Origin of the sequence: Arthrobacter sp. NamB2 (assembly GCF_005281365.1) — a bacterium.
Lineage (GTDB): Bacteria > Actinomycetota > Actinomycetes > Actinomycetales > Micrococcaceae > Arthrobacter_D.
Map to the genome: position 1 here is coordinate 220887 of NZ_SZWI01000003.1, position 17642 is coordinate 238528.

The window sequence follows — 17642 nt, forward strand, 5'->3', positions numbered from 1 at the left end:
TCATGAGCAAGAACCAGAACACCACCAACCAGCATCGTCACCCAGGCGGACCGGAATCAACGCACGGTCAGGCCATGCCGGAAAGCCACGCCCATTCGGCAATCTCCACCCCGGAGCATCCCGAGGGAAGCCACGGACCCGAACCGTACATGAACCGCAGCGGGCACGCGGGTCACCAGGGTCACGGGACGAGCCATGGCACGGATGAGGATCATCAGGTCCATTCGCAGGGGGAGCATGCCGGGCACTCGACCGCGATGTTCAAGGACCGATTCTGGATCAGCCTGGTCCTCGCGGTCCCCGTGGTCGCGTTCAGCCCCATGTTCACCATGCTCCTCGGGTACATGCCGGCCGAGTTCCCGGGCTCCACCTGGATTGCGCCGATCCTTGGCACTGTCATCTTCGTCTACGGCGGCACCCCGTTCCTGAAGGGCGGGGGAACGGAGCTGAGGACCCGGCAGCCAGGCATGATGCTGCTGATCGCAATGGCGATCAGTGTCGCGTTCATCGCCTCCTGGGTCACGACCCTCGGCATCGGCGGCTTCGATCTGGACTTCTGGTGGGAGCTCGCCCTGCTGGTCGTCATCATGCTGCTCGGCCACTGGATGGAGATGCGCGCCCTCGGCTCCGCCGCCGGAGCCCTGGACGCGTTGGCGGCCCTGCTTCCCGATGAGGCCGACAAGGTCACTGAATCCGGCGTCGAAACCGTCCCCGTCAGCACCCTGGCAGCGGGTGATGCTGTGCTCGTGCGCTCCGGCGCACGCGTACCCGCTGACGGAAAGATCATCGACGGGACCGCGGAATTCGACGAGTCCATGATCACCGGCGAATCCCGCACCGTACCCCGCACCATCGGGGAGACCGTCGTCGCCGGAACCGTCGCCACGGATAACGCCGTCCGGGTGCAGGTCACCGCCGTCGGGTCCCAGACGACCCTGGCAGGGATCCAGCGTCTGGTCGCCGAAGCGCAGGCCTCCTCCTCGAGGGCGCAGGCCCTCGCAGACCGGGCCGCTGCCCTGCTGTTCTACTTCGCGCTCGGCGCCGGCATCCTGACCTTCATCGCCTGGATGCTCCTGGGCAGCCCGGATGATGCGGTCATCCGCACCGTCACCGTCCTGGTGATCGCCTGCCCGCACGCCCTGGGCCTGGCGATCCCCCTGGTCATCGCGATCTCCACCGAACGCGCCGCAAAGGCCGGCGTGCTGATCAAGAACCGCATCGCCCTGGAACGCATGCGCACCATCGACGTCGTCCTGTTCGACAAGACCGGCACGCTCACGCAAGGCCGGCACGCCGTCACTGGGACCACCACGACCACTGGTGTCACCGAGGCCGAGCTCCTCGCCCTGGCCGGTGCCGCGGAAGCAGACAGCGAACACCCCGTCGCCCGCGCCATCGTCACCGCAGCACAGTCCGACCCCGCCGCGGTCAGCCTTGATTACACGGGCACGAGTTTCGCGTCCATGACCGGACGCGGTGTCCAAGCGACCGTGAACAACCACCAGGTGTCCGTGGGCGGACCGAACATGCTCAAGGAGCTCGGCCTCACTACCCCTGCCGACATCGCCACGACGGTGGAGGAATGGGTGGGCCGTGGAGCGTCCGTGCTGCACATCGTTCGCGACGGCTCCGTGATCGGCGTGGTGCGGCTCGAGGACAAGGTCCGCGAAGAATCCAGGGCAGCAGTCAAGGCGCTGCAGGCCCGCGGGGTGAGGGTCGCGATGATCACCGGGGATGCGCGTCAGGTCGCAGACGTCGTCGGCGCGGAGCTGGGCATTGACGAGGTATTCGCCGATGTCCTGCCGCAGGACAAGGACACCAAGGTCACCGAGCTGCAGTCCCGCGGGCTGAAAGTGGCCATGGTCGGCGATGGCGTGAATGACGCCCCAGCCCTGGCCCGCGCCGAAGTGGGCATCGCGATCGGCGCCGGCACGGACGTTGCCATGGAATCAGCGGGCGTCGTCCTGGCCGGGAACGATCCCCGTTCGGTACTGGCAATGATCGATCTGTCCCGGGCCAGCTACCGCAAGATGATCCAGAACCTGATCTGGGCCACCGGATACAACGTGCTCGCCGTCCCCCTGGCCGCCGGGGTGCTGGCCTTCGCGGGGATCCTGCTCTCCCCCGCCGCCGGCGCGGTCCTCATGAGTGTCTCCACGATCGTGGTGGCCCTGAACGCGCAGCTGCTGCGTCGGATCGACCTCAGCCCGGAGCGGATCAGGATCGACTAGAACTGCCAGCATCTGCGTCCGGGCGGAAGGTACTGACAGCACACCCACCTGAGCTTTGAAGGATCTGACCACCATGAAGCGTTATTCGTCCCTCGCCGCTCTGAGTCTCGCGACGGCCCTCACCCTCGCCGCCTGCGGCACCGACTCCGGCAGCACCACCAGCACAGACACGACCAGCGCCGAAGCTGCAGCTCCTGCCTCGAGCGCAGCTGCTGATACGTCCCCGTCCGCTGACGCGTCAGGGACCACCAGTTCGGACGCCGTGTCGGAGGAGCACAACGATGCGGATGTCATGTTCGCGCAGATGATGATTCCCCATCACGAGCAAGCCGTGGAGATGAGCGAGATGATGCTCGCCAAGAATGGCATCAGCCCCGGGATCAAGGACCTCGCGACGAAGATCAAGCGCGCCCAGGGCCCTGAGATCGAGACGATGAGCGGCTGGCTTGAAGCCTGGGGCGAGCCCAGGGAGCCCGAAGCTGGCGCCGACCATGGCTCAGGAGGCCACGACATGGGCAATATGGGATCCCACTCCGAATCAGGCGCAGGTTCCAGCGCCGGCATGCCGGGAATGATGAGCCGGGACCAGATATCCGCCCTCGGATCCACCGAGGGTACCGAGGCGGCCCGCATGTTCCTCGAGTCCATGACCGCCCACCACGAGGGAGCAATTGAGATGGCCCAGATCGAGATCACCGACGGCGAGAACCCCGAAGCGGTCGAGCTGGCCGGAATCATCGTCGACGCCCAGCAGATCGAGATCGACGAGATGAACGAGCTGCTCGCGGGCCTCTAACCAGGGGTTCGTGTGTGCACCGTACTCGGCGTCGGGTTTGTCAGCCTTCGCACAGGATCATCAGTGTCCGGGTGATCAGGAAAGGCTGTCCAAGTCTCCGCGCATCTGGGTACGGTACGAAGTATGGCTACCCTCGACACTCCCGGTCCCGACGAAACCCACCAGCGCCCTGAGGGCGTCTCCGACATCACGGTCGAAGCTCTCGGCAAGCTCTCCGAAGCACTCGAGGTGCTGGAACACGCGCGTGGCTACCTGTACGGGTTCCACCGCCTCACCGGTACCGCGGACCTCAACCTCTCCGAGGCCGAGGAACTGTTCCGCGAGGCCGGCCACACGGAGATCGCCGACAGGCTCGCCAGCGAGATCATCGGACGCAACGTGATCGAGGGGCGCTGGACGTTCCAGATCGTCGAGGACTACGACGACCACTACTACTCCGAATTCAAGGCATTCGAGAAGGAGGCGCGGGACGCCCTCGTGCAGGGCAAGCGCCACCTCTTCGAAGCGGAGATGAAAGAGGACCGCCGCACCAAGGGCAAGAAGCACCACGAGGCACTGCCGCCGGAGGCCTGAGCACCCGGCCGCACCCCCTGCCCACCGGAACCCTGCTCGTCCTGTTCTGTTCGCCGCGCGGGCTCTGAGAGGATGGTCGGACCATGACCAGTTCCGTATCCGTCGAGCCGACCGAGCACAGCGCGCGCCGCCTCGGGCAGGCACGCCTCGCCGTCAGCGTCCTGTTCCTGACCAATGGCGCGATGTTCGCGAACATCCTGCCGCACTACCCGGCCATCAAGGACGGGCTGGACCTCAGCAACGCGGCCTTCGGCGTCTCGGTGGCGGCCTTTCCACTCGGCGCGATCACGGCCGGGCTCGCGTCCGGCGCCCTCGTCCGACGTTTCCGGTCCTCGCGGGTCGCGACCGTCGGCACGTGGTTCATCGGACTGTCGATCCTGCTTGCGGGCATCGCGCCGTCGTGGGCCGTCCTGACAGTCACCCTGTTCCTCGCGGGCGCCATGGACGCCATCACCGACGTCGCGCAGAACTCGCACGGGCTCCGGGTCCAGCGTCTCTACAAGCGCTCCATCCTCAACTCGTTCCACGCCGTGTGGAGCATCGGCGCGGTGCTCGGCGGGCTGATGGGGGCGACGGCGGCGGGCCTCGAGATTCCGCGCGGCCTGCACCTCGCGGTGTCCTTCGTGCTCTTCAGCGCCCTCACCCTCACGTGCTACCGCTTTCTCCTGCCGGGTGCCGAACCGGCGGAGCCCGAGGACGAAGCGCGGGACGCGGCAGCGCCCGTCGCGCGGCGCGCTTCGCTCGTCACGGTCGGCATCCTGGCGGCCCTCGTTGCGATCGGCATCGCCGGAGCGCTCGTGGAGGACGCCGGAAGCACCTGGGCCGCTGTGTACCTGACCGACGCCCTCGGCGCGACGCCAACCGTGGCCGGCCTCGGTTTCGTCGCCCTGGTCGGCCTGCAATTCGTCGGGCGCCTGTTCGGGGACCGCCTCGTGGACCGGTTCGGGCAACGGGCCGTGGCACAGACCGGCGGCGCACTGGCCGCCGTCGGCATGGGCACCGCCCTGCTCTTCCCGTCGATCCCGCTGACCATCCTCGGGTTCGGGCTGGCAGGGCTCGGCGTCGCCACAATCATCCCGGCGGCCATGCACAGTGCTGATGAGCTGCCCGGGCTGCGCCGCGGAACGGGACTGACCGTGATCAGCTGGCTGCTGCGCCTCGGGTTCCTGCTGTCCCCGCCGATCGTCGGTGCGATCGCCGACGCTTCGTCGTTGCGGGTGGGGCTGATCGTCGTTCCACTGGCAGGCATCCTGGCCCTGCTAGCATCACCCGTGCTACCGAAGCGCGTTCGCGGGCTGCCCTCCTGAGCGCGGACAGGGGCACGGCCACCGCCATCGAGCGTGCCGCTGCGCCTCACCGTGATCTCCGCGCTTCTCTGATGCGTCGAAGAATCTGCTACACAAGGAAGGTCACGGACACGCCTCGATACCGGGCGGTATCCGTGACCACTCACATGGGGACGAGAACTGCACATGCGATTCGGAGAGATGCTGCGTGAAGCGCGCAGCGCGAAGGGACTGTCCCGCGCCGAGCTGGGCGCAGGCGTCTATTCCACCCACTACATCTCGCTCCTCGAGCGCGGGCAGCGCCAGCCGACTCCCGAGATGGTGCACCACCTGGCCGGCGTCCTGGGGATGGACGCACAAATCCTCAACTGGTGGGTGGAGCAGCCCTCCGGCACGGATGAATCCGCCCTCGCGGTGGCGATGCACAACGCCAGCAACGCGCGCGATCTGCAGGATGATTCGCTGACGGCCTCCGAAGCCGGATATGCCGCGTCCATCGCACAGAAGCAGGGGAATGCTGCTGCGTGGTGGTCGATGGCGAATCTGCAAGCACAGGCCCTCGTGGCCCTGGGCAGGTACGACGACGCCGATGCAGTCCTCCGGACCCTATGCAGCAGCCCTCTCGCGGGGCAGAAGCCCGAACTCCAGGCTGTTGTACTCGCCCGCCAGTCCGTGGTCCTGCGGTCACGCGGCAGGCTGACCGAAGCCATCGAGGCCGCGCAGGCCGCCGTGGAGGTGGCTTCGGGCTTGCCCGGCCCCAGTGTCGTACGCCTGGAAGTCGCGTTCGTGCTTCTCGCCGCCCTGTCGGTTCAGGGACGCCTCGACGAGGCTTGGGAACTCATCACGGAGATGCACCTCGAGGCGGCGGATCCAGTACTGCCATCCCGGCTGATCGGTCGAGGAGCTTGGGCCGTGGGCAATGTAGCCTTTCGGCGCGGCGACGTCGAGATCGGCCTTACGCAGCATCGGCTCGCCGCTGAGCTGCTTTCAGCCAAGACCAATGTGGAGGAGTGGGCCGCGTTCCACAGTGCCTCTGCTGCGATGCGGCTCTCTGCCGGTCTCGCCGATGATGAGGTGTGGCAGTGCCTCCAGAACGCGCAGCTGGGCCGGCAGATTTCCGGCACCGATGAGCAGCGCCAGGAGGTAAAGCTGCAGGAAGCACACTTCCATCTGCGGACAGGGCACCCCGAGTTGGCCGGTCCGCTCCTGGAGGGTGTCGAGGCCACCGGCGGGTTGCGCTACTTCGAAAACGTCTCGCTGCTTGACCGGCTGTTGGGCGAGTACCACGCCGGCCAGGGCGACACCCCCCGCAGCCGGAAGTACTTCCAGCGAGCGATCACCCTCCTGGAGGAGGCCGGAGCCTTGGAGTCAGCGGCAGAAGTACGCGAGTTGCTGCGCGCCTAGTCCCTTGATGTACTCCGGCTACATCGAGGCGAGCAGCGCATCGCAGGCCTGCTCACAGCGTCGGCAGGCTTCCGCGCAGACACGGCAGTGCTCGTGCATCTCCGCATGCCGGGAGCACTCGTCCGCGCAGGCCCCGCATGCAGTACGGCAGGCCTCGAGGATCGCCCGGCTGAGGTTGGCGTCGTATCCGGTATGGCGGGACACCACGCGGCCGGTGGCTGCACAGATGTCCGCGCAGTCGAGATTGGTGCGGACACACTGCCGCAGCTCGGCCACCATGTCCTCGGCGAGGCAGGCGTCTGCGCAGGCGGTGCAGGCCTGTGCGCAGTCGAAGCACGCCTCGATGCACTCCGCCAGCAGGTCGGGGTCGAAGCCGTCGCGGTCCTGCGGGTAGGTGTCGAGCATGGCGCGGGCTTTGGACATGAGGTGCTCCTTCTTCGATGGGCTTGATGCGTCTGCAGCGAGGTAGTGCTGCCTTGCGGTGTCGGGGCCGGATGAGGTATTGGTCGCCAGGGCCGATCGCATCTCCGGGTCAGGTCCGGTCGAGGATCCCAGGACGGAATCGGCGGATGCTGTACAGGATGAACGCCGCTGCCAGGAGAGCGGAGAGGATGAGGCCCGAGCCCACGCTCCAGCCGCCCGGCAGCCACCAGCGGTCGTCGAGGGGCCACCAGGCAGGAACTGCCGGCTGGACGCCCCACAGCACGCCGATCAGCAGAAGGACCAAAGCCCCGAGGAAGCTGAGCGCGATATTGCGTGTGTTCCTCACGCCCTGGGCTGCGGCCGCGAAGGCCCTTCGCTTCACCGGCCGCAACCACCGCCGCGCCCACTCGTACTGCTGCGACAGAACGGCCAGCCCTGCAACCAGGGCCAGCAGCCCGGGACCGGGCAGTACGAGGGCGGCGAGGCCGACGAGCACCAGCAGCCAGCCCACCACCAGCCCGAAGATACGGCTCGCGCCGCGCGGTCTCGTCCGGCCGGCGAAGACGGACCCATGGGATGCGGCGCGGCGCTGCCGCGGATGCCGAGGCATCACGGATTCCTCAGTAGGCTTCGCATTCCTCTATCGTTGGAGTGAAGAACGCTCGTGGCAAGGCCTGACAGAGACCCCCTGTCGACTTGCTGCCCGGCAGAAAGTACGGGTACCGCCGCGTATAGGCAGCGAGTACAGATACTTCCCGCAGAAGAGCGGGCTACAGAAGGAGAACCACCATGATCGGATTCATCATCGCCGGCCTCATCATCGGCGCGCTCGCCCGGCTCATCAAGCCCGGCAAGCAGAACCTCGGCCTTCTCGCCACGCTGCTGCTCGGCCTCGTGGGATCCATCATCGGCGGCTCGATCGCGAGCCTCCTCGGCACCGGCGATATCTTCGAGCTCAACGTTTTCGGTTTCATCGTCTCCGTCATCGCCGCCGTCCTGCTGATCGGCGTCGCCGAAGCCCTCATGGGCCGCCGCCGCCACCGCGTCACCCGCTAGGCAGCAGCATGCAGAAGGGGCGGCTCCGGCCGCCCCTTTCGTGTGTGCCCGAGGCCCTGCCCGATCCCTGCACGCGCTTGCGCGGCCGGTGCGGCACGTCGTCATCCCCCCGCTCGTTCACCCACTGCACGTCCCCCACCGCGTGCAGCGACCAGGTGTAGCGTTGACAGTAGATGGGGCACAGATTCGTCCGGAGGGCTCAATCATGAACAAGAACTGGCGCTGGCTTCCCGCCGGTATCGTCCCGGTCGTCATCGCCGCTGCCGCCGTGAGCGCATCGACCGGCGCTGAAGCCCAGCCGCAGCTCCCCGCCCTGACCGCCCAGCAACTCCTCGAGTTCGTGGCCACCAGCGCGGATGACGCCTATTCCGGAACCGTCGAGCAGTCCTCGGACCTCGGCCTCCCGGACCTGAGCCTCGCAGCTCCTCCCGGCGGCTCGTCGGGGTCCGATCCCACCTCAGCCGCCCTGGAGCTCCTCACCGGCGAGCACACCGCGCAGGTCTACATCGACGGGCCGCGCAAGGCCCGCGTCCAGCTGCTCGACCAGTTGGCCCAGCGGGACGTCGTCGTGAACGGGGACGACGTCTGGTTCTACGATTCGGAGGCGAACGAGGCTGTGCATGCCGTCCGCCCCGCTGACGCCGGGGAGGACGACCTCGAGGCGATGCTCCGGGGGAAGGCAACCGAGCATCCCGAGCTGCAGAACGTCCCGCGGACCCCTGCCGAACTGGCCGAAGTGTTCCTCGCACGCATCGATCCCAGCACCGAGGTGACCGTCGGCGACACCAGCCGCGTCGCAGGCCGGAGCGCCTACCAGCTCCTGCTGACGCCCGACGACGCCGCCACCCTTGTCGGTTCCGTCGCCGTGACCGTCGATTCCGAGACCGGCGTTCCCCTCGGCGTCAGGGTGCAGGCCAGGGGCCAGGAGGAACCCGCGTTCTCCGCCAGCTTCATCTCCGTCGACTTCAGCACCCCCGACGCCGGCATCTTCGACTTCACCCCGCCGCCCGGCGTAACCGTCACCGAGGCGTCTCTAAAGGACGGCGCACAGCACGAAGCCGACGCGGCGGACGAGGTCCGGGTGTCCGGGCAACCCACCGTCATCGGGCAGGGATGGAGCACCATCGTGGAACTGCCGGCGGGCAGCGCCTCGAAGCTCGGCCTCAGCACAGGCACGGGCGCATCGACCGGGATGGGCGACATCATGGAGATCGAGCCCGGAATGGATCCCGAGGAGGTCGCCGGAGCCCAGGCGCTGCTGGAGCAGGCCCTCGTCGAGACCGATGGCGGCAGGGCCCTGCAGACGTCCCTCGTCTCGGTGTTCATCACCGATGACGGACGGGTGCTTGCAGGCGCCGTCGGCGTCGACCAGCTCGTCGCCGCGTCCCGGCAGTGATCGAACCGGCAGTGATCGAACCGGCAGTGATCGAACCGGCAGTGATCGAACCGGCAGTGATCGACGGAGTACCCGCGCGGTCGGCATCCGCGGCACGGGCCGGAGAGTGAACGCCGGCGAGCTCGCGATCGAGACGCGCGGATTGACCAAGGTCTTCGGCAGGCAGCGGGCGGTCGACAGCATCGACCTCACGGTGCCGCGCGGATCGGTGTTCGGTTTCCTCGGTCCCAACGGGTCGGGGAAGACGACGACCATCCGCGTGCTCCTCGGCCTGGCCTCGGCGACCAGCGGCGAGGTCCGCCTGCTCGACGGCGAGATGCCCCACGATGCGCGCGCCGTCCTGCCCCGCGTCGGCGCACTCGTCGAGGGACCGGCCATCTATCCCTTCCTCTCGGGCCGCGCGAACCTCCAGCGGTTCGACGCCGCCGACCGCCGGACCGACCCTGCGACCCGCAGCAGACGGGTGGACGAAGCGCTCGAGCGCGTGGGGCTCAGCCATGCGGCGAAGAAGCGGGCACACGCCTACTCGCTCGGCATGAAGCAACGCCTCGGGATCGCGAATGCGCTGCTGGCTCCGCGGGACCTGCTGATCCTCGACGAACCCACCAACGGTCTCGACCCGCAGGGGACGCGTGAGGTCAGGAGCCTCATCAGGTCATTGTCGGACGACGGCACCACCGTCTTCGTCTCCAGCCACCTCCTCGCCGAGGTGGAGCAGATGTGCACGCGCATCGCCGTCATGAGCGCGGGCCGACTCGTCGCGCAGGGCACACTCGACGAACTCCGCTCCGGCGGCACAGCCCGCGTCCGCGTGACGACGCCCGATGCAGCCGAAGCCCGCCGCGTGCTCACCGGCCTCGGCCTCACGCCCGAACTGCACGGGCACGACGACGTCGTCACGGCCGAACTGTCCGTCGCCGGCCTGCAGCCCGAGACCGTGAACGCGGCACTGGTCCGCGCGGAGGTGCGTGTGCGCGGCTTCGAGGTTCGCGGAGCCTCGCTCGAGGACCGCTTCGTCGCACTCACCGGAGAGGGGTTCGACGTTGCCGGCTGAATCCGCAGTTGCCCCCGTACCACGCACGGGAAGATCCCTCGGGCTCACCCTGGTGGTCTCCGAGGTCGCCGTCCTGTTCCGGCGGCTCCGCACCTGGGCGATGATCGGCGCGCTGGCGCTGATCCCGATCCTCATCGCCGTCGTGGTCCGTGTCTCTTCGGACGAGTCCTCCAGCGGTCGTGGTCCGGCGTTCCTGAACAGCATCACGCAGAACGGCTTGTTCGTGTCGCTGACGGCACTCACCGTCGCCATTCCGCTGTTCCTGCCGCTGACCATCGGCGTCGTGGCGGGTGACACGATTGCCGGCGAGGCCAACCTCGGCACCCTTCGCTACCTGCTCGTCGCTCCCGCCGGGCGCATCCGCCTGCTGCTCGTGAAGTACGCGGGGGCCGCACTGTTCTGCTTCGTCGCGACCCTGACCGTCGTCGTCACGGGCGCCGTCGTCGGGGCGCTGCTGTTTCCCGTCGGGCCGGTGACGCTGCTGTCCGGCGCCACCGTGGGGATACCCGGCTACCTCGTGCGGCTGCTCCTGCTCGCGCTGTACGTCACGGTGTCGCTCCTGGGGCTCAGCGCCATCGGTATCTTCATCTCGACGCTGACGAGTGTTCCGGTCGGCGCCATGGCGGCGACCGCCGCGCTGGCCGTCATCGCCCAGATCCTCGGCGCCCTGCCTCAGCTCGAGTGGCTGCATCCGTGGCTGTTCACGCATCACTGGCTGGGCTTCGCGGACCTGCTGCGCGAGCCGATCGTCTGGACCTCGTTCGCCGACAACGCGCTCCTGCAGCTCGGGTACATCGCCGTGTTCGGGGCGCTGGCCTACGGCCGCTTCAGCACGAAGGACATCCTGAGCTAGCACAGGAGTGCGGAATGCTACGCACGACGACGTCGAATCCTCCCTTCGGCCCTGCTTAAGTTAGGCTACCCTTGCTCCTCGTGGCACGACCATCGCCGCCTCCCGGACGTATAGCCCCTCCCCTGCTGAGAAGAGACCCTGATGCGCCCCCGCCCACTGCTGACCGCGATCGTCGGCCTGACCGCCCTGGCATCGACCCTCTCGGGATGCGGCGTGCTCGGATCCCAGTCAGCGGATCTCCAGATCTACTCCGCGCGCCACTACGACCTCGAGGGCGCGTTCGGGCAGTTCACGGAGGATACGGGGATCACCGTGGAGTTCATCAGCGGTGACGATGCCGAGCTCCTCGAACGGCTCAAGGCCGAGGGTGAGGACACTCCCGCCGACGTCTTCATGACCGTCGATGCCGGCAACCTCTGGAACGGGGCGCGCCGGGGTGAACTCGCCGCGATCGATTCCGCCGTGCTCGACGAGGCCGTGCCCGACGACCTCCGCGACGCCGAGGGGCGCTGGTACGGTCTCGCCATGCGTGCGCGCACCGTCACCTACAACCCCGAGGCCGTTGACCCCGCGGAGTTCGACCCGGTGGACACCTACGCGGGCCTGGCGGATCCACGGTGGAAGGACCGCCTGTGCATGCGGGACGCGACCTCCGCCTACACGCAGTCCCTCGTCGCCAGCCTGATCGACCTGCACGGTCGGGACCGCGCCCTCGAGATCGTCCAGGGCTGGGTCGCGAACAACGTGGAGATCATGAGCAACGACGTCCTGCTGCTCGAGGCGATCGACGCCGGGACGTGCGACGTCGGCATCAACAACCACTACTACCTCGCCCGCACCCTGGCGGAGAAGCCGGAGCTCAAGGTCGACCTGTTCTGGGCCAGCCAGCAAGGAGCGGGTACGCACGTGAACATCTCGGGGGCAGGGGTCGTCGAGGGCGCCGACAACCCGGAGGACGCGCAGCGACTCATCGAGTGGCTTGCCACCGACGGGCAGAACGCCTTCGTGGACGCCAACCATGAGTACCCGGTCAACCCAACGGTCGAACCGGAACCGGTCATCGCCGGCTTCGGGGACTTCTCGCGCATGCCCCTCAACGCGGAGGCCTACGGGACGCTCAACGCCGACGCCGTCGACCTGCTCGCCGAGGCCGGATACCGGTGACGGGACCGGCGGCACTCGCCGAGGCACGCCCTCCCGAGCGCCGCGTCCGCACGTACGGCGTGGGCCGGCCCGGCTGGTCGGCCCTGGTCATCGCCGTCGCCGTCGTCATCGCCACCCCGGTGCTGGCGGTGGTGCTCGACGGCGTCGGAAGCATCGGGGACTCGGCGCCACCGCGCGGACTCGCCGGGATGGTGCTCACCACTCTCGCCCTGATGCTCGGGGTCGGCGCGGGGTCGCTCGTCGTGGGCGGCGGCCTGGCCTGGCTCGTGACCGCTTACCGCTTCCCGCTGCGGAACCTCCTGGTGTGGCTGCTCGTCCTTCCCCTGGCGATGCCGGCGTACGTCCTCGGTTTCATCTTCCTGTCCGTCTTCGACGTCGCAGGCCCGGTCCAGTCCTTCCTGCGGTCCGTCTTCGGGGCAGGAGTGTGGGTTCCGGAGGTCCGCTCCCTGCCGGCGGCGGTGCTGGTGATGTCGCTGTCCCTGTACCCGTACGTCTACCTGCTGGCTCGCTCGGCGCTGATCGAGCAGTCCGCCGGGACCTACGACGCAGCGCGCACCCTGGGTGCGTCGCGTGGTCGCGCCCTGCGCCGGGTGCTGCTGCCCCTGGCCCGGCCCTCGCTGGCCGCGGGGCTCGCCCTGGTCATGATGGAGACCCTCACCGATTTCGCCACGGTGCAGTACTTCAATGTCCAGACCGTCTCCGTGGGCGTGTACCTGGTCTGGAAGGGCACCTTCGATTTCCATGCTGCGACACAGCTCGCCGTGCTGGTCCTGCTGTTCGCCGTGGCGGTGCTGACCGGTGAGCGGGCGCTGCGGGGCCGCGCCCGCTACCACCAGCACGGAGGCCGGGGGCAGGGCGTCCAGCCCGAACTGCTGCGGGGAGCGCGGGGGTGGGCAGCCACTGCCGCCTGCGTGGCCGCCCTCGCAGCCGGGTTCCTCATCCCGGTGGCGCAGTTGCTGGTCTGGGCCGCGGGTCAGCTCTTCTCGGATGCCTCCGCACTGACCGATGCCCGCTTCGCCGATTACCTGGTCAACAGCCTGGTGGTCGCCGGAATCACGGCCGCCGGCTGCGTGATGCTCTCGATGATGATCGGCCATGCGATCCGCCTGGGCGGCGGCCGGCTCGTCTCCTTCGCGGCGCAGTTGACCACCTTCGGCTATGCCGTTCCGGGCGCCGTGGTGGGGATCGGGGTCCTGCTGTCCTTCGCCGCGGCCGATGATGCCTTGGAACGTGCGGGTGTTCCGGGCGGCACCGGACTGGTCGTGACGGGCTCGGTGCTCGGCATCCTCTATGCCTACGTGATCCGGTTCCTCGCTCCGGCGTACCAGTCGGTCAGCGCGAGCCTCGAGAAGATCCCACCCACCGTCACGTTCTCCGCACTGAGCCTCGGTGCCGCTCCGAGGCGCATCCTCGGCCGGGTGCACTTCCCCCTGGCCCGGCCGGGTGTCGCCGTCGCCCTCATGCTGGTGGTGATCGACGCCGTAAAGGAGCTGCCGATCGTACTGTTGCTGCGACCCTTCGGATTCACGACGACGTCGGTGTGGGTCTATGAGCTTGCGCGCGAGAACTTCTGGGAGAAGGCGTCGCTCCCGGCGCTCGTCATCGTTGCGGTCGCCGTCGTCCCGGTCTTCGTGCTCGTGCGCCAGACCCGGCGGAACGAGTCGCTGGGCAGACTCGCGAAAGGGGTACGGCCATGACCGCACGAGCGGAAGGCGCGGCGTCCGGGCCGGAAGCGCCCGTTCCGGCGCTCGTCCTCGAGGGCGTCACCAAGCGCTACGGTTCCGCCAGGGGCGTGGAGGCAGCGGACCTCTCGATCCGCGCGGGCGAACTGGTGACCCTGATCGGCCCCTCCGGGTGCGGGAAATCGACGACCCTGCGGCTCGTCGCCGGCCTGGAGCGGCCGGACGCCGGAACCCTGAGCGTGGCGGGGAGCGTCGTCGCCGATGCCCGCAGCTTCGTGAATCCGGAGCGGCGCCGGGTCGGGCTCGTCTTCCAGGACCACGCCCTCTTCCCCCACCTGACGGTCGCCCGGAACGTCGAGTTCGGCCTCGACCGGCTGTCCCGCGGCGAGCGCCGGTCACGCGTCGGCGAACTCCTGGACCTCGTCCAGCTGGCACACCTGGCGGAACGCTACCCGCACGAGCTCTCCGGAGGGGAGCAGCAGCGCGTCGCCCTGGCCCGCGCACTGGCGCCCCGGCCCGCCGTCGTGCTGCTGGATGAGCCGTTCTCGAGCCTGGACGAGTCGCTGCGCGCCCAGGTGCGCCGGGACACCGTGGCGACGCTGCGGGACACCGGTACCACCGGGGTCCTCGTGACTCATGACCAGACGGAGGCGCTCTCGGTGGGCACGCGCGTCGTGGTCATGAACAACGGCGTGATCGAGCAGGCGGATGCTCCCGAGGTGGTCTTCGAGCGGCCGGCGAGCCGGTTCGTCGCGTCCTTCATGGGTGACGCCGACTTCCTTCCGGCGCATGTGCATCGGGCGTTGCTGACGTGCGAGATCGGGATCGTCTCGACCGTCCCGGGGTGGGCGGACAGCGACGTCGACGTCGACGTCGTCCTGCGGCCCCACGAGGTGGCCCTGCGGCCAGCTCCGGATGCCCCCGCCCGCGTCTCGTCCGTGGAGTACCACGGCGCCTTCGTCCTCCACCACGTCCGGCTCGCCTCGGGGCGCACCCTGCGCTCATGGCAGCCGCACGACGTCCGCTATCCCGTCGGCACCGCGGTCGCGGTGACGGTGGCAGCGGGCACCTCCCCCACCCTGCTCGTCGGCGACCGGGCCGTAACGTCCCCGCCGGCCGACAGCCTGAAACTCGGCAGCAGCGCACCGCGCGAGGCCGGGTTTCCCGATGACACCGTTCCGACCGAGGTACCACGATGAGCCTTGACCCCGACCTCTTCCAGGTCACGATCACCGACCTCGCCCGGCACGGCGAGCGGCCCGCCGTCCTCACCGCCGGCGGGGTGCTCTCGTACCGGGAGCTCGCCGAGCGGGTGGACGACGTCGTCCGTCGCCTCGGTCCCGAGCGGCGCCTCGTCATGCTCGCCGCGCGGAACGACCTCGAATCGCTCGTCGGCTACCTCGCGGCCCTGACGGCCGGTCACCCCCTCCTGGTGACGTCCGCCGACAAGCCCGCCGCGCAGGAATCGCTGGCCGCGGCCTATGATCCCGATGTCGTGCTCCGCCCCAGCGACGGCGGCCTCGCCCTCGAGGAGCGGCGACCGGGCACGCGCCACGACCTCCACCCGGAGCTCGCACTGCTGCTCAGCACGTCCGGGTCCACCGGCTCGCCCAAGCTCGTGCGGCTCTCCCGGTCGAACCTCATGGAGAACGCCCGGGCGATCGCCGAGTACCTGGGCATCGGCCCGGACGATCGCGCTGCCACGACGCTGCCGTTCACCTACTGCTACGGCCTGTCCGTCATCAACAGCCACCTGATCAGCGGAGCGGGCCTGGTGCTCACGGACCTCTCCGTCGTCGACCCCTGCTTCTGGGAGCTCTTCCGCGATCGCGGCGCGACGTCGTTCGCTGCGGTCCCCTACAGCTTCGACCTGCTGGACCGTGTGGGATTTGCCGAGATGGACCTGCCGAGCCTGCGCTACGTCACCCAGGCCGGTGGCCGGCTGGCGCCGGACAAGGTGCGGGCCTGGGCCGAGACGGGCCAGCGCCGCGGGTGGGACCTCTTCGTGATGTACGGCGCCACGGAGGCCACGGCCCGCATGGCCTACCTGCCGCCGGACCTGGCCGCCGGACATCCCGGAACCATCGGCGTTCCCGTGCCCGGCGGCTCCTTCCGGATCGAGCCGGTGGAGGGCCTTCCCGACGGCGAGCTGGTCTATTCGGGCCCCAACGTCATGCTGGGTTACGCCGAGAGCCCCGAGGACCTCGCCCTCGGGCGGCAGGTGCACGAGCTCCGCACGGGAGACCTCGCCCGCCGGCACGAGAACGGCCTGTACGAGGTGGTGGGCCGCCGCAGCCGCTTCGTCAAGATCGCCGGGCTGCGGGTCGACCTCGGGCAGGTCGAGCGGATCCTGGCCGATCTTGGGGCGACCGCTGCTGCGACAGGCACCGACGACGGCCTGATCGTCGCGGTCGAGGGCGAGCAGGATGCCGGCATGCTGGCAAAGGTCCTCGCGTCCGACCTCGGACTGCCCCGGGCCGCCGTCGACCTGCAGGTGGTGGAACGCCTGCCCCGGCTGGCGTCCGGCAAGATCGACTACCCTGCCGTTCGCGACCTCGCGGCGCCGGAGGGAACGGCGCCGGCTGTCGGCCCGCGGCGGGAGGGACCGGCGGACGTGCCGTCGATCTTCGCGGAATGCCTGGACCGTCCGGATGTCACACCGTCGGACACCTTCGTGTCGCTCGACGGCGATTCGCTCTCCTACGTCGCCCTCTCCGTCCGCCTCGAAGCTGCCCTCGGCCAGCTGCCCTCCGACTGGCACCTCAGGACCGTGGGCGAGCTGTCGGGTCGCCGGGAGCCCCGTGGCCGGCGGCTCGTGTCCTTCCTGGAACCGTCGATCGTGCTCCGGGCCGTGGCCATCATCTGCATCGTCGCCGCGCACGTGGAACTGTTCACGTTCCACACCGCGCATCTGCTGTTCGTCGTCGCCGGATTCAACTTCGCGCGCTTCCAGCTCTCCGGCGAGCGGCCGGCGCGGCTGAGGCGCCAGGTGAGGAGCCTGGCCCGGGTGGTCGTGCCCTCCGTCGCGTTCATCGCCGTCGCGTACCTCCTGACCGACAACTACAGCATCGCGAACATCTTCCTGCTCAACGGCATGATCGGGCCGCAGGAGGTGACGAGCGAGTGGCATTTCTGGTTCGTCGAGATGCTCGTCTACGTACTCGTCGCCGTGACCGCGCTGCTCGCCGTGCCCTGGCTGGACCGCCTCGAGCGCCGCGTTCCGTTCGCCTTCGCCCTGGGCCTCCTGGCCGTCACCCTGCTCAGCCGGTACGACATCGTCGATCCCGGGCTGCCGAAACCCATGCCCGTGTTCTGGCTCTTCGCCCTCGGCTGGGCCGTGGCCCGTGCCGGCACCACCTACCAGCGGTGGACGGTGACCGCCGTCGCGGCGCTCACTGTCCCGGGGTTCTTCGACCACCCGCTCCGCGAGGCGACGATCATCGTCGGCCTCCTTCTGCTCACCTGGGTTCCCGCCCTGCCCGTGCCCTCGGTCCTGCGCCGGGTGACGGGCTGGCTGGCTGCCGCGTCCCTGTTCATCTACCTCGCGCACTGGCTCGTCTACCCGGTCCTGCTGCCTTTGGGGCAGGTCGCTGCGGTGATCGGATGCCTGCCCGTCGGGATCGGTTACTGGGCCCTCTGCCGGTGGCTGCCCACCGCCTTCACGCGCTGGAGGCGTTCGCGCAATGCAGCGCCGGCACGGGAATCCGTCAGCGCCTGAGGCCGG

15 protein-coding genes are annotated in these 17642 nt (G+C 68.9%); 13 read left to right on the forward strand and 2 right to left on the reverse strand.

Annotated features, from left to right (window positions below; all coding sequences use genetic code 11):
* The first annotated feature begins 74 nt into the window (after nucleotides 1-74).
* From FDK12_RS07540 to FDK12_RS07560, 5 genes are all read left to right on the forward strand, one after another.
* Nucleotides 75-2231, forward strand: a complete 2157-nt coding sequence (locus tag FDK12_RS07540) for a copper-translocating P-type ATPase (RefSeq protein ID WP_137369210.1) — start codon at nucleotides 75-77, stop codon at nucleotides 2229-2231.
* 73 nt (nucleotides 2232-2304) lie between these two features.
* Nucleotides 2305-3027, forward strand: coding sequence for a DUF305 domain-containing protein (locus tag FDK12_RS07545; protein ID WP_137369000.1), 723 nt, complete (start codon nucleotides 2305-2307; stop codon nucleotides 3025-3027).
* 123 nt (nucleotides 3028-3150) lie between these two features.
* A complete protein-coding gene (locus tag FDK12_RS07550) occupies nucleotides 3151-3600 on the forward strand; it encodes a hypothetical protein (RefSeq protein ID WP_104116801.1) in 450 nt (149 codons plus the stop codon).
* A gap of 83 nt (nucleotides 3601-3683) precedes the next feature.
* Nucleotides 3684-4907, forward strand: coding sequence for an MFS transporter (locus tag FDK12_RS07555; protein ID WP_137369001.1), 1224 nt, complete (start codon nucleotides 3684-3686; stop codon nucleotides 4905-4907).
* Nucleotides 4908-5072: 165 nt separating this feature from the next.
* Complete coding sequence (locus FDK12_RS07560; RefSeq protein ID WP_137369002.1) at nucleotides 5073-6290, forward strand: helix-turn-helix domain-containing protein; 1218 nt, start codon at nucleotides 5073-5075, stop codon at nucleotides 6288-6290.
* An 18-nt stretch (nucleotides 6291-6308) separates the two neighbouring features.
* On the opposite strand, the gene FDK12_RS07565 is transcribed toward FDK12_RS07560, so the two are convergent.
* Both FDK12_RS07565 and FDK12_RS07570 read right to left on the reverse strand, forming a co-directional pair.
* The gene (locus tag FDK12_RS07565; RefSeq protein ID WP_137369003.1) at nucleotides 6309-6713 is read right to left on the reverse strand and encodes a four-helix bundle copper-binding protein; all 405 of its coding nucleotides are present in this window, start codon (nucleotides 6711-6713) and stop codon (nucleotides 6309-6311) included.
* Nucleotides 6714-6822: 109 nt separating this feature from the next.
* Nucleotides 6823-7323, reverse strand: a complete 501-nt coding sequence (locus FDK12_RS07570) for a PGPGW domain-containing protein (RefSeq protein WP_137369004.1) — start codon at nucleotides 7321-7323, stop codon at nucleotides 6823-6825.
* 179 nt (nucleotides 7324-7502) lie between these two features.
* Here FDK12_RS07570 and FDK12_RS07575 point away from each other — a divergent pair, with 179 nt between their 5' ends.
* The 8 genes from FDK12_RS07575 to FDK12_RS07610 all read left to right on the forward strand — a co-directional run bounded on the left by FDK12_RS07575 (nucleotide 7503) and on the right by FDK12_RS07610 (nucleotide 17636).
* Nucleotides 7503-7769: a GlsB/YeaQ/YmgE family stress response membrane protein gene (locus FDK12_RS07575; protein WP_137369005.1), complete on the forward strand. Its 267-nt coding sequence runs from the start codon at nucleotides 7503-7505 to the stop codon at nucleotides 7767-7769.
* Between the two features lie 205 nt (nucleotides 7770-7974).
* Nucleotides 7975-9165: a LolA family protein gene (locus FDK12_RS07580; RefSeq protein WP_137369006.1), complete on the forward strand. Its 1191-nt coding sequence runs from the start codon at nucleotides 7975-7977 to the stop codon at nucleotides 9163-9165.
* A 106-nt stretch (nucleotides 9166-9271) separates the two neighbouring features.
* Nucleotides 9272-10219, forward strand: a complete 948-nt coding sequence (locus FDK12_RS07585; RefSeq protein ID WP_223263157.1) for an ABC transporter ATP-binding protein — start codon at nucleotides 9272-9274, stop codon at nucleotides 10217-10219.
* Nucleotides 10220-10271: 52 nt separating this feature from the next.
* Nucleotides 10272-11072 carry an ABC transporter permease gene (locus FDK12_RS07590; RefSeq protein ID WP_137369008.1) on the forward strand — a complete coding sequence of 267 codons (801 nt, stop codon included), beginning with the start codon at nucleotides 10272-10274 and terminating at the stop codon, nucleotides 11070-11072.
* 141 nt (nucleotides 11073-11213) lie between these two features.
* Nucleotides 11214-12236: an extracellular solute-binding protein gene (locus FDK12_RS07595; protein ID WP_137369009.1), complete on the forward strand. Its 1023-nt coding sequence runs from the start codon at nucleotides 11214-11216 to the stop codon at nucleotides 12234-12236.
* Entirely contained in the window at nucleotides 12233-13933 is a 1701-nt protein-coding gene (locus FDK12_RS07600; RefSeq protein ID WP_137369010.1) for an ABC transporter permease, read from the forward strand. Before FDK12_RS07595 ends, FDK12_RS07600 begins: the two co-directional genes overlap by 4 nt.
* Nucleotides 13930-15117 carry an ABC transporter ATP-binding protein gene (locus tag FDK12_RS07605; protein WP_137369011.1) on the forward strand — a complete coding sequence of 396 codons (1188 nt, stop codon included), beginning with the start codon at nucleotides 13930-13932 and terminating at the stop codon, nucleotides 15115-15117. Before FDK12_RS07600 ends, FDK12_RS07605 begins: the two co-directional genes overlap by 4 nt.
* Nucleotides 15114-17636 carry an AMP-binding protein gene (locus tag FDK12_RS07610; RefSeq protein WP_137369012.1) on the forward strand — a complete coding sequence of 841 codons (2523 nt, stop codon included), beginning with the start codon at nucleotides 15114-15116 and terminating at the stop codon, nucleotides 17634-17636. The genes FDK12_RS07605 and FDK12_RS07610 overlap by 4 nt, the downstream gene beginning before the upstream one ends.
* Nucleotides 17637-17642: the final 6 nt, after the last annotated feature.

Bases quoted from the DNA above. Each gene is read 5' to 3' on its own strand.
- FDK12_RS07570 (WP_137369004.1), bottom strand. From the start codon at position 7,323: ATGCCTCGGCATCCGCGGCAGCGCCGCGCCGCATCCCATGGGTCCGTC.
- FDK12_RS07575 (WP_137369005.1), top strand. From the start codon at position 7,503: ATGATCGGATTCATCATCGCCGGCCTCATCATCGGCGCGCTCGCCCGG.
- FDK12_RS07560 (WP_137369002.1), top strand. From the start codon at position 5,073: ATGCGATTCGGAGAGATGCTGCGTGAAGCGCGCAGCGCGAAGGGACTG.
- FDK12_RS07550 (WP_104116801.1), top strand. From the start codon at position 3,151: ATGGCTACCCTCGACACTCCCGGTCCCGACGAAACCCACCAGCGCCCT.
- FDK12_RS07540 (WP_137369210.1), top strand. From the start codon at position 75: ATGCCGGAAAGCCACGCCCATTCGGCAATCTCCACCCCGGAGCATCCC.
- FDK12_RS07555 (WP_137369001.1), top strand. From the start codon at position 3,684: ATGACCAGTTCCGTATCCGTCGAGCCGACCGAGCACAGCGCGCGCCGC.
- FDK12_RS07580 (WP_137369006.1), top strand. From the start codon at position 7,975: ATGAACAAGAACTGGCGCTGGCTTCCCGCCGGTATCGTCCCGGTCGTC.
- FDK12_RS07545 (WP_137369000.1), top strand. From the start codon at position 2,305: ATGAAGCGTTATTCGTCCCTCGCCGCTCTGAGTCTCGCGACGGCCCTC.
- FDK12_RS07610 (WP_137369012.1), top strand. From the start codon at position 15,114: ATGAGCCTTGACCCCGACCTCTTCCAGGTCACGATCACCGACCTCGCC.
- FDK12_RS07605 (WP_137369011.1), top strand. From the start codon at position 13,930: ATGACCGCACGAGCGGAAGGCGCGGCGTCCGGGCCGGAAGCGCCCGTT.
- FDK12_RS07595 (WP_137369009.1), top strand. From the start codon at position 11,214: ATGCGCCCCCGCCCACTGCTGACCGCGATCGTCGGCCTGACCGCCCTG.
- FDK12_RS07565 (WP_137369003.1), bottom strand. From the start codon at position 6,713: ATGTCCAAAGCCCGCGCCATGCTCGACACCTACCCGCAGGACCGCGAC.